Below are 11,689 nucleotides of genomic sequence, written 5' to 3' on the forward strand. Positions count from 1 at the left end.
TTTACTTACCTCCTTTAACTTGTTTTTTCGATTTGACAAAGCGTTCGATAAGGTAATGAACACTGACAAAGAAGATAATAGACGCTGTTACAATGCTGACGAGCTCAGACGGTACCTGCGCCGCATTCATACCAGGAGCTCCAACTTGGAGAACACCAAATAGGAAGGCTGCAAAGAGAATACCAATTGGTGAGTTGGCCGCAAGCAGACTAACCGCCATCCCGTTAAACCCAACAGCCAATGACGCCCCCTGAACATAGACGTTCTGGAAGGTTCCCAAACCTTCAACGGCTCCACCAAGACCAGCCAAGGCACCTGAGATAATCATTGAGAGGATAATTGTTCGTTTGGCAGAAATACCAGCATATTCTGAAGCATGTGGATTAAGACCAACCGCACGAATTTCAAAGCCAAGAGTCGTTTTCTTGAGCATGAACCAAATAACTGCAACAGCAATGATAGCAAAGAAAATACCAATATTCATCCGTGAGTTACCAGTCAACTCAGCCAACCAAGGTGTCTGATAGGTTGCATTAGCCCCAACACGAATTGTCGAATCTGTACTTTGCATAAAGTCTTTAGGGAAGGCATGGATAAAGGCATTTCCTACATACAAGACGATGTAGTTCATCATGATGGTTACGATAACCTCTGACGTCCCCAGATAGGCTCTAAGAATACCCGGAATCGCTCCGACAATCCCACCAGCAATAAGGGCAATCACGATGGTTGCTAGAATCATCAAGGGACGGGGCATATCTGGATGCGACAGGGCAAACCAACCACTGAGAATCCAACCTGCCAAAGCCTGACCAGGAAGTCCGACGTTAAAGAAACCAGCTCGACTGGCAACGGCAAAACCAAGACCAATCAAGACCAAAGGCCCCATGGCACGGAAGATTTCTCCAATCCCACGCAGACTACCAAAGGCTGTATAGAACAATTCTTCGTAGCCCCAAATAGCATCATAACCGAAGATCCACATGACAATTGCTCCGAGTAAAATTCCTAGGAATACAGAAATCAAGGGAACCGAAATTTGTTGTAATTTTTTAGACATCACTCTTCTCCTTTCCCAAGTTTCCACCAGCCATCAAGACACCAAGCTCTTGTTTATTGGTTGTTTCTGGTGATACAATACCTTGAATCTTACCATCATGGATAACAGCAATACGGTCTGAGACGTTTAAAATCTCATCCAATTCAAAGCTGACAACAAGGACAGCTTTACCATTATCACGCTCTTCAATCAAGCGTTTGTGGATATATTCAATAGCACCGACATCCAACCCACGAGTTGGCTGGCTGACGATAAGGAGATCAGGATCACGATCAATTTCACGAGCAATAATTGCTTTTTGTTGATTTCCTCCTGAGAGTGCAGCTGCTGGAACAAATTCACTGGCAGCACGAACATCAAACTCACCCATTAGCTTTTTAGCATAAGAGGTAATATTTGAATAGTTCAAAATTCCATTTTTACTATGTGGTTCTTTATAGTAGGTTTGAAGGGCAATATTTTCAGAAATCATCATTTCCAAAATCAAACCATCACGGTGACGGTCTTCTGGAACGTGCCCCACACTCAACTCTGTAATCTGACGTGGGTGCAATCCTACAATTGAATCTCCTTTTAGCTCAATGCTACCAGATTCAACCTTGCGAAGACCTGTAATTGCTTGAATCAGTTCAGACTGACCATTTCCATCAATCCCTGCAATACCAACAATCTCTCCAGCACGAACATCTAAGGAAAGATTTTTAACAGCTGGAACACCGCGGTTTTCATTGACCACCAAGTCTTTAATAGACAAGACCACTTCTTTTGGTTGAGAGGCTTGTTTCTCTGTTTTAAAGGAAACAGAACGTCCCACCATCATTTCTGCTAAATCAGCATTGGTAGCCCCTGCGATTTCGACGGTTTCAATTGATTTCCCACGACGGATAACTGTAACGCGGTCAGAAACTGCGCGAATCTCGTCTAACTTGTGGGTGATCAAGATAATTGATTTTCCTTCTTTGACAAGATTTTTCAAAATAGCCATCAACTCATCAATTTCTGATGGAGTCAAAACAGCCGTTGGTTCGTCAAAGATAAGGATATCAGCTCCCCGATAAAGGGTTTTTAAAATTTCTACACGTTGTTGGGCTCCAACTGAGATATCTGCTATCTTGGCAGAAGGATCAACAGCTAAGCCATAACGTTCAGAAAGAGCCTTGATTTCTTTGCTAGCTCCAGCGATATCTAGCACACCATTTTTAGTCAATTCACTACCTAAAATGATGTTTTCAGCCACTGTGAAGGCTTCTACCAGCATAAAGTGCTGGTGAACCATTCCGATTCCCAAGCTAGCTGCTTTAGATGGTGAGTCGAGGTTGACAACTTGACCGTTGACCACAATTTCACCACTGGTTGGTTCAAGAAGCCCCGCTAACATGTTCATGAGCGTGGACTTACCAGCCCCATTTTCTCCTAAAAGTGCATGAATTTCACCTTTTCGTAGGTGCAGGTTGATTTTGTCGTTGGCAACAAATTCCCCAAACACCTTGGTAATATCACGCATCTCAATGACATTTTCGTGTGCCATGTGCTCTTCCTTTCAGAGTCTTATTTTATTTCAATAAAACTTGCTAGTTTCTCTAGTAGCAAGCTTTACTGAGACAAAATGACTTTGTCTCAACTCTTAAAAAAGCGGCCCTTGGCCGCTTCCTAAGAAATGACTTCCATTCATTATTTTTCAGGAACTTTTACGCTTCCATCAAGGATTTTAGCTTTTGCAGCTTCGACAGCTTTTTTACCTTCTTCTGAAAGGTTTGTTACTGCCAAGTCAACCCCTTTATCTTTCAATGAGTAAACGATCACTTGACCGCCAGGGAATTCACCTTTTTCTGCCTTGTTAGAGATATCTTTTACAGTTGTACCAACTTGTTTCAAAGTAGATACAAGAACAAAGTTTGATTCTTTACCATCTTTAGAAGTGTATTTACCTTCTGCTACTTGGTCACGGTCAACACCGATAACCCAAACTTTTTCACTTTCAGAACGGCTTTCGTTGAGTGATTTTGCTTCTGCAAAGACACCAGCACCTGTTCCACCTGCTGCTTGGTAAACAACGTCCGCACCAGCTGCGTATTGTGCTGCTGCAATTGTTTTACCTTTAGCAGCATCACCAAATGAACCAGCATAGTCAACTTGTACTTTGATAGATGGATCTACTGACTCAACACCAGCCTTAAATCCAGCAGCGAAACGTGAGATAACTTCAGACTCAATACCACCTACAAAACCAACTTGTTTTGTTTTAGTTGTTTTAGCTGCTGCAACACCCGCAAGGTAAGCAGCTTCGTTATCAGCAAATGTTACGCTAGCAACATTCTTTTGATCTTTAATTACATCATCAATCAAGACATAGTTGATGTCAGAGTGGTCTTTTGCTGCTTCTTCAACCGCATTGTGAAGGGCAAAACCAACACCGAAGATTAGGTTGTAGCTTCCAGCAGCTTGTTGCAAGTTGTTAGCATAGTCAGCTTCACTTGTTGATTGGAAGTAAGTGAAACCTTTATCTTTTGAAAGATTGTGTTCTTTACCCCAGTCTTGCAAACCTTCCCAAGCTGATTGGTTGAATGATTTGTCATCAACACCACCAGTATCAGTGACGATTGCTGCTTTTGTCTTCACATCAGAAGATGAAGCTGCGTTACGAGAAGAGCGGTTACCACATGCAGCAAGTCCAACTGCTGCCACTGCAACTAGACCAAGGCCTAGCCATTGTTTCTTGTTCATTACTGAACCTCCTAAATAAGATGTGCAACGATGTTGCAAGTATGGATTGGTTGGTCACAAGGACCGTGCCACTCAGAGAGCGACTCAGACTAGTTTAAGTCCGTAAAAGAGTATGGAAGTAATTCCCCGACCGTCATCTCGACCGTCGATTTATCTTTTGCGACTAAAGTCACTTTTAGATCTTGTTCAAAAAATTCAGCCATCACTTGGCGACAAGCACCACATGGTGAAATTGGTTTTTCAGTCTGACCATAGACAATCAATTCTGAAAACTCTCTTTGTCCTTCGGACACTGCTTTAAAAATCGCTGTACGTTCTCCACAGTTGGTCAAAGAATAACTAGCATTCTCGATATTGACACCAGTATAAATACTACCATCTTTCGCCACTAGAACAGCTCCAACTGGAAAGTGAGAATAGGGCACATAGGCATTCTTACTGCTTTCAATTGCTAGTTCAATCAACTCAGTAGTCACCATCTGCCAGTTCTCCTTTTAAAATGGCTACCCCAGCTGACGTTCCGATACGGGTCGCCCCTGCTTCCACAAAGGAAAGAGCATCTGCATAAGAACGAGCTCCACCAGCAGCCTTGACTCCCATATCAGGTCCAACAGTTTCACGCATTAATGTAACATCTTCTACCGTAGCACCACCAGTTGAAAAGCCAGTTGAAGTTTTTACGAAGTCAGCTCCCGCTTTTTGGGACAATTGGCAAGCCAAAACTTTTTCTTGGTCTGTCAGAAGGCAAGCTTCAATAATGACTTTCACTAACTTGTCACCACTTGCTTCTACTACTGCGCGAATATCTGACTCAACTAAGGCTAAATTACCTGATTTGAGAGCTCCAACATTGATCACCATATCAATCTCATCTGCACCATTTTGGATAACTTCTTTTGTTTCAAATGCTTTCACAGCTGAAGTTGTTGCTCCCAAAGGGAAACCTACTACTGTGCAGACCTTGACATCTGTGCCTTCAAGCCCTTTTTTAGCATGTTCAACCCAGGTTGGATTAACGCAAACACTGGCAAAATCATACTCTCTAGCCTCAGACAACAAACAATCAATTTGATTTTCTGTTGTATCTTGTTTTAAAAGCGTATGATCGATATATTTATTTAATTTCATATTCGGATTCTCCTGCGGTTTATGAGATTATTTCTATAATTTCTCGTAAACTTTGCACGCTATCATTTATTTTAACATATTTTTGAAAATCTGTAACTAGCTGAGGAGAAATTTTTCCATTTGTGTATACTTTTGCAACAATTTCTCCCTTTTGAACGGAATCTCCAACTTTCTTTTCAAAAACAATTCCTGTTTCATAGTCCAAGGCATCAGACTTAACTGCACGGCCTGCCCCCAGTCTCATAGCATAAAGCCCAAATTCCATAGCTGGAAGAGCTGAAATGACACCCGTTTCCTGAGCAGGGATTTCCACCACATGGGCAACATTTACAGGACGATAGAGGTCTTCCAAGTCTCCACCTTGGGCTTGGACCATCTCCTCAAACTTATCCAGTGCCTTACCATTCTCAAGATGTTGGCGAACTTCTTCAACTGTCTTGTTAACATTTGCCAGGCCAAGCATAATTTGAGCCAATTCGCAGATAAAGTGGGTAATATCCTGACGGCCTTGATCTTGTAAAATCTCCAATGCCTCAAGGATTTCAAGGCGATTTCCAATCGCTCGTCCCAAGGGCTGACTCATATCCGTAATGACTGCTACCGTTTTTCTACCAACTGCCTTACCAAGTTCCACCATGGTTTGAGCCAATTCACGTGCCTCATCAACCGTCTTCATGAAGGCACCCTCACCGACAGTCACATCTAGCAAAATAGCATCCGCCCCTGCCGCAATTTTCTTGCTCATCACCGAACTCGCAATCAAAGGAATCGTGTCGACAGTTGCAGTCACATCACGAAGGGCGTAGAGAAGCTTATCCGCTTTGACCAGCTGGTCTGATTGCCCAATGACAGATACACCAATATCCTGAACCTGATGAATGAAATCCTCTTGACTACGCTCTACTTGATAGCCCTTAATGGACTCCAATTTATCAATTGTCCCACCAGTATGGCCGAGACCACGACCACTCATTTTCGCGACTGGAACTCCAAAACTCGCTACTAAAGGAGCTAAAATCAAGGTTACCTTATCACCAACACCACCCGTAGAATGCTTGTCAACCTTAACCCCATCAATAGCAGATAAATCAAACTCTTGCCCTGTCTGAACCATTTTCATGGTCAAATCAGATATTTCTCGAGTCGTCATTCCTTTAAAATAAACAGCCATAGCAAAAGCAGACATCTGATAATCAGGAACAGTTCCTGACACATAGCCTTCAACTAACCATTCAATTTCACTCGAAGTTAATTCTTGACCATCTCGTTTCTTTTGGATTAAATCAACTGCTCTCATTCTTTCACACTTCTAAGGATATAGTATCCCTTATCTTTTTTGACGATTTCACAATTGCCAAACACATCTTCCATCTTAGACTTAGCACTTGGAGCCCCTTGTTTCTTCTGGATAACGATTGTTAAATCTCCACCAGTTTCCAAAAAATCTTTACTTTTCTCAATAATTTCATGAACCACTTGCTTGCCCGCACGGATAGGAGGATTAGAAATGACATGGTCAAATTTCCCTTTAACTTGTTCATAGATGTTAGACTGGAAAATCGTCGTTTCTACTTTATTTCGTTCAGCATTTTGTCGTGCCAAATCCAAGGCACGATTGTTGATGTCGACCATGGTCGCCTGAACTCCATAAGCCTTAGCTAAGGACAAGCCCAAAGGTCCGTAACCACAGCCTACATCAAGGACAGTTTCTCCTTGGTTGACCTCAAGACACTTGAGCAAGAATTGACTTCCAAAATCAATCATTTTCTTGCTAAAAACACCCGCATCCGTTAAAAAGGTCATTTTTTGTCCCAACAATTCTACTCGCAACTCATGAATATCGTGAGTAGCGTCAGGATTTTCTGCATAATACATTTTACTCATGAAACTATTTTACCATAATTTAACGAAATATTAAATCGTTTCCAAGTAATTTGACAATACGATCTAGTTTGTCATTATTTTTCTAATCGAAAGAAACTTTTTCTATCAGATACTAGATGTTTTTAATCCCAAAATATGCTATACTAAGATATCGAATCAGAAAGACAAACTTATGACCAACGAATTTTTACATTTTGAAAAAATCAGCCGCCAGACTTGGCAATCGTTACATCGAAAAACAACACCTCCTTTGACAGAAGAGGAATTAGAATCCATCAAGAGTTTTAATGACCAGATTAGCTTGCAGGATGTTACCGATGTCTATCTTCCTCTAGCCCATCTCATCCAGATTTACAAGCGTACCAAGGATGATTTGGCCTTTTCAAAAGGGATTTTCCTTCAACGTGAAAGCAAATCTCAGCCTTTTATCATTGGGGTTTCTGGGAGTGTTGCCGTTGGAAAATCCACAACCAGTCGCCTACTTCAAATCCTACTGTCCCGTACGCTTACAGATGCTAGGGTTGAGTTGGTAACGACTGACGGCTTTCTCTATCCCAACCAGACCTTGATTGAACAAGGGATTCTAAATCGTAAGGGATTTCCTGAAAGCTATGATATGGAAGCCCTTCTCAACTTCTTGGACCGCATCAAAAATGGACAAGATGTAGATATTCCTGTCTATTCTCATGAAGTCTACGACATCGTCCCTGAGGAAAAGCAAAGCGTCAAAGCTGCTGATTTTGTCATTGTTGAGGGAATAAATGTCTTTCAAAATCCACAAAACGAGCGTCTCTACATTACTGACTTCTTTGACTTTTCCATCTATGTTGATGCTGCAGTAGATGACATCGAGAGTTGGTATCTAGACCGTTTCTTGAAAATGCTGAGCCTGGCCCAAAACGACCCTGATAGCTACTATTATCGTTTTACACAAATGCCGATTGGGGAAGTGGAATCTTTTGCCCATCAGGTCTGGACCAGTATCAATCTCACAAATCTACAAAATTATATTGAACCAACTAGAAATCGTGCTGAAGTGATTCTTCATAAAACAAAGAACCATGAAATCGATGAAATTTACTTAAAAAAATAATTTTCCCTTGTCAAAACGTAAGTTTTCAGATATAATGGTATAGTTAGTAAATATGGAGGTAAGAACATTGGCAAACATTAAATCAGCTATCAAACGCGCTGAATTGAACGTTAAACAAAACGAAAAGAACTCAGCTCAAAAATCAGCTATGCGTACTGCTATCAAAGCTTTCGAAGCAAACCCATCTGAAGAACTTTTCCGTGCTGCTAGCTCAGCTATCGATAAAGCAGAAACTAAAGGTTTGATTCACAAAAACAAAGCAAGCCGCGACAAAGCTCGTCTTTCAGCTAAACTTGCTAAATAAGAAACAGTCCATAGAGGCTGTTTTTTTGTCTCCAAATAGGAAAAGGTAGAAAATGAAAATCGCAGTTATCGGATATTCTGGTGCTGGTAAGTCAACTCTAGCAGAAAACTTATCTAACTACTACTCCATTCCAAAACTTCACATGGACACACTCCAATTTCAACCTGGTTGGCAAGACAGCGACCGCGAATGGATGTTGAGCGAGATGAAAAATTTTCTCACCAAGCATGAAGCTTGGGTCATCGATGGTAATTATTCTTGGTGCTATTACGAAGAAAGAATGCAGGAAGCTGATCAAATCATCTTTCTCAATTTTTCACCATGGACTTGTCTATTTCGGGCTTTTAAACGTTATATCAAATACCGAGGCAAGGTTAGAGAAAGTATGGCAGCTGGTTGTCAAGAACAATTTAATTGGAAGTTTATTCGATGGATTCTTTGGGACGGACGGAGCAAATCCGCTAAGGAACGCTACAAGTGGGTTCAAGAAACCTATCCAGATAAAGTTGTCATCCTCAGATCACAAAAGGAGATAGACCACTTCTTAGAAAATCTCGCACATAACAAGAAAAACCAACGTGGATAACGTTGGTCTTTTACTTTTACCCAATCACACTTCCATTTGGTACAGCTGAATCAACTGTGAGAAGGGTTAATTTTCCATCATGTTCAGCTGATAGGATCATACCTTGACTGACATATTTCTTCATCATCTTACGAGGTTTGAGATTGGCAACGATTTGAACTTTCTTGCCGACCAATTCTTGTTCGTTTGGATAGTACTTAGCAATCCCTGAGAGAATTTGACGGTCTTCACCATCACCAGCATCCAAGCGGAATTGAAGCAACTTATCAGAGCCTTCTACTTTAGACACTTCTTTGACTTCTGCGACACGGATTTCGACCTTGTCAAAGTCTTCAAATTTGATTTCTTCCTTGTTTAGTTTGAGTTCAACTTCGTCTGGGTTCCACTCTTTTTCGACTGCTGGTTTGTTACCTTCCATTTGTTCCTTGATATAGGCGATTTCTTCTTCCATATCCAGACGTGGGAAGATTGGTGTTCCTTTGGCAACTACAGTCACATCTTCTGGGAAGTCAGCCAAGCTCAAGTTTTCAAGGCTTGCTACTTCTTCCAAGCCAAGTTGATTCAAGACTGCACGACTGGTTTCCATCATAAATGGCTCAATCAAGTGTGCTACGACACGAAGACTGGCTGCCAAGTGGCTCATAACACTTGCTAATTGGTCACGGAGAGCTTCATCCTTGGCCAAGACCCATGGAGCTGTCTCGTCGATGTATTTGTTGGTACGAGAGATAAGGGTCCAGACCGCTTCAAGCGCACGCGGGTAGTCAACTGCTTCCATGTAGGTGTGGTAGTCGGCGATTGATTCAGCAGCTACTTGAGCAAGAGCATTGTCAAACTCTGTTACACCCTCTACATAGGCAGGGACTTCCCCATCAAAATACTTGTTAATCATAGAAACAGTACGGTTGAGGAGGTTCCCAAGATCATTAGCCAATTCGTAGTTGATACGGCCTACATAGTCTTCAGGAGTGAAGGTTCCGTCTGAACCAACTGGAAGGCTCCGCATGAGGTAGTATCGAAGTGGATCTAGACCATAACGTTCTACCAACATTTCAGGGTAAACGACATTCCCTTTAGATTTAGACATTTTGCCGTCTTTCATGACGAACCAACCGTGAGCAATCAAACGATCTGGCAATTTGATATCTAACATCATAAGAAGGATTGGCCAGTAGATTGAGTGGAATCGAAGGATGTCTTTTCCTACCATGTGGAAGACTGTTCCATTCCAGAACTTGTCAAAGTTACCATGTTCGTCTTGACCGTAACCAAGTGCTGTCGCATAGTTAAGAAGGGCATCAATCCAAACATAGACAACGTGTTTTGGATTAGATGGCACTGGCACACCCCATGTAAAGGTTGTACGAGAAACTGCCAAATCCTCTAAACCTGGCTCGATGAAGTTGCGAAGCATTTCATTCAGACGACCATCTGGAGTGATAAATTCAGGATGGGACTTGAAAAATTCGACCAAACGATCTTGGTATTTGCTAAGGCGAAGGAAGTATGATTCTTCAGATACCCATTCAACCTCGTGACCTGATGGAGCAATACCACCAGTTACATTTCCAGATTCGTCACGGAAAACTTCTGCAAGCTGGCTTTCTGTAAAGAACTCCTCATCTGAGACTGAATACCAACCAGAGTATTCACCCAAATAGATGTCATCTTGAGCAAGCAAGCGCTCAAATACTTGAGCCACCACTTTTTCATGGTAATCATCCGTTGTACGGATAAATTTATCGTATGAGATATCTAGTAATTGCCAGAGTTCTTTAACTCCAACTGCCATTCCATCAACATAGGCTTGTGGTGTAATGCCAGCTTCTTCTGCTTTTTGTTGAATCTTTTGACCATGCTCATCAAGACCTGTCAAATAAAAGACATCGTAGCCCATCAGGCGTTTGTAACGTGCTAGGACATCACATGCGATAGTTGTGTAGGCAGAACCGATATGAAGTTTACCAGATGGATAGTAAATCGGCGTTGTAATATAAAAATTCTTTTCAGACATAATTTTTCCTTTCCAGGCAAATGAAACCTGTTTTTCTAACACTTCATTATATCACATTTTTAAGGATTTTCGATAGGGAAATCTATACAAAAAGGCTCTATAATATTTGTAGTGGGTAAATCTCCTATAAATATTATGGAGCCTATTTTTGTGTAGAAAAAAAGTCCCATATGACCTATAATGAAAAGCGACGAAACAACTCATTAGAAAGATTCATATGGAACCATTACATTTTATCATAAAACTGCTCGATATCAAAGACCCTAATGTCCAAATTATGGATGTTGTTAATAGAGATACCCACAAGGAAATCATCGCTAAACTGGATTATGAGGCCCCATCTTGTCCTGAATGTGGAAGTCAAATGAAGAAATATGACTTCCAAAAACCATCGAAAATTCCTTACCTTGAAACAACTGGTATGCCTACCAGAATCCTCCTTAAAAAGCGTCGTTTCAAGTGCTATCATTGCTCTAAAATGATGGTCTCACAGACCTCTCTCGTCGAGAAAAATCACCAAATTCCTCGTATTATCAACCAAAAAATTGCGCAAAAATTGATTGAAAAAACTTCTATGACCGATATCGCTCATCAACTGGCTATTTCAACTTCAACTGTCATTCGCAAGCTTAATGACTTCCGTTTTAAGCATGATTTTTCTCGTCTTCCAGAGATTATGTCTTGGGACGAGTATGCCTTTACCAAGGGAAAGATGAGTTTCATTGCACAAGATTTTGATAATCTTAACATCATCACTGTTCTTGAAGGCAGAACACAGGCTATCATCCGAAATCACTTTCTGCGCTACGATAGAGCCCTTCGTTGTCAGGTTAAAATCATTACGATGGATATGTTTAGTCCTTACTATGCCTTAGCTAAACAACTTTTTCCATGTG

General features: G+C 41.3%; 12 protein-coding genes. 4 read left to right on the top strand and 8 right to left on the bottom strand.

The window, feature by feature from the left end; translation table 11 throughout:
- Window position 1 precedes the first annotated feature (1 nt).
- The 7 genes from FBF73_RS02400 to FBF73_RS02430 form a co-directional block, all read right to left on the bottom strand.
- Complete coding sequence (locus FBF73_RS02400) at window positions 2-1,060, bottom strand: ABC transporter permease (protein WP_000038657.1); 1,059 nt, start codon at window positions 1,058-1,060, stop codon at window positions 2-4.
- Window positions 1,053-2,588, bottom strand: a complete 1,536-nt coding sequence (locus FBF73_RS02405; RefSeq protein ID WP_136936875.1) for an ABC transporter ATP-binding protein — start codon at window positions 2,586-2,588, stop codon at window positions 1,053-1,055. The genes FBF73_RS02400 and FBF73_RS02405 overlap by 8 nt, the downstream gene beginning before the upstream one ends.
- Before the next feature lie 143 nt (window positions 2,589-2,731).
- Window positions 2,732-3,784 carry a BMP family lipoprotein gene (locus FBF73_RS02410; RefSeq protein ID WP_136936876.1) on the bottom strand — a complete coding sequence of 351 codons (1,053 nt, stop codon included), beginning with the start codon at window positions 3,782-3,784 and terminating at the stop codon, window positions 2,732-2,734.
- Window positions 3,785-3,873: 89 nt separating this feature from the next.
- The gene (locus FBF73_RS02415) at window positions 3,874-4,263 is read right to left on the bottom strand and encodes a cytidine deaminase (RefSeq protein WP_124787331.1); all 390 of its coding nucleotides are present in this window, start codon (window positions 4,261-4,263) and stop codon (window positions 3,874-3,876) included.
- A complete protein-coding gene (deoC, locus tag FBF73_RS02420) occupies window positions 4,250-4,912 on the bottom strand; it encodes a deoxyribose-phosphate aldolase (protein ID WP_124787330.1) in 663 nt (220 codons plus the stop codon). Before deoC ends, FBF73_RS02415 begins: the two co-directional genes overlap by 14 nt.
- Before the next feature lie 19 nt (window positions 4,913-4,931).
- Complete coding sequence (locus FBF73_RS02425; RefSeq protein ID WP_124787329.1) at window positions 4,932-6,209, bottom strand: pyrimidine-nucleoside phosphorylase; 1,278 nt, start codon at window positions 6,207-6,209, stop codon at window positions 4,932-4,934.
- On the bottom strand, window positions 6,206-6,796 hold the full coding sequence (locus FBF73_RS02430) for a class I SAM-dependent methyltransferase (RefSeq protein ID WP_124787328.1): 591 nt from the start codon (window positions 6,794-6,796) through the stop codon (window positions 6,206-6,208). The genes FBF73_RS02425 and FBF73_RS02430 overlap by 4 nt, the downstream gene beginning before the upstream one ends.
- 172 nt (window positions 6,797-6,968) lie before the next feature.
- On the opposite strand from FBF73_RS02430, the gene coaA reads away from it, so the two are divergent.
- The 3 genes from coaA (at window position 6,969) to FBF73_RS02445 (ending at window position 8,779) form a co-directional block, all read left to right on the top strand.
- A complete protein-coding gene (coaA, locus tag FBF73_RS02435) occupies window positions 6,969-7,889 on the top strand; it encodes a type I pantothenate kinase (protein ID WP_124787327.1) in 921 nt (306 codons plus the stop codon).
- 67 nt (window positions 7,890-7,956) lie between these two features.
- Complete coding sequence (gene rpsT / locus FBF73_RS02440; protein WP_001274000.1) at window positions 7,957-8,193, top strand: 30S ribosomal protein S20; 237 nt, start codon at window positions 7,957-7,959, stop codon at window positions 8,191-8,193.
- A 52-nt stretch (window positions 8,194-8,245) separates the two neighbouring features.
- Window positions 8,246-8,779 carry a DNA topology modulation protein gene (locus tag FBF73_RS02445; RefSeq protein ID WP_124787326.1) on the top strand — a complete coding sequence of 178 codons (534 nt, stop codon included), beginning with the start codon at window positions 8,246-8,248 and terminating at the stop codon, window positions 8,777-8,779.
- Window positions 8,780-8,795: 16 nt separating this feature from the next.
- Here FBF73_RS02445 and metG read toward each other — a convergent pair whose 3' ends face one another.
- Complete coding sequence (gene metG / locus FBF73_RS02450) at window positions 8,796-10,793, bottom strand: methionine--tRNA ligase (RefSeq protein ID WP_124787325.1); 1,998 nt, start codon at window positions 10,791-10,793, stop codon at window positions 8,796-8,798.
- Between the two features lie 217 nt (window positions 10,794-11,010).
- On the opposite strand from metG, the gene FBF73_RS02455 reads away from it, so the two are divergent.
- The coding region (locus FBF73_RS02455) for a transposase family protein (RefSeq protein WP_136936877.1) at window positions 11,011-11,689 on the top strand (679 nt) is incomplete at its 3' end.

The sequence above is a fragment of the Streptococcus mitis genome (assembly GCF_005144795.1).
GTDB classification, from domain to species: Bacteria; Bacillota; Bacilli; order Lactobacillales; family Streptococcaceae; genus Streptococcus; species Streptococcus mitis_BB.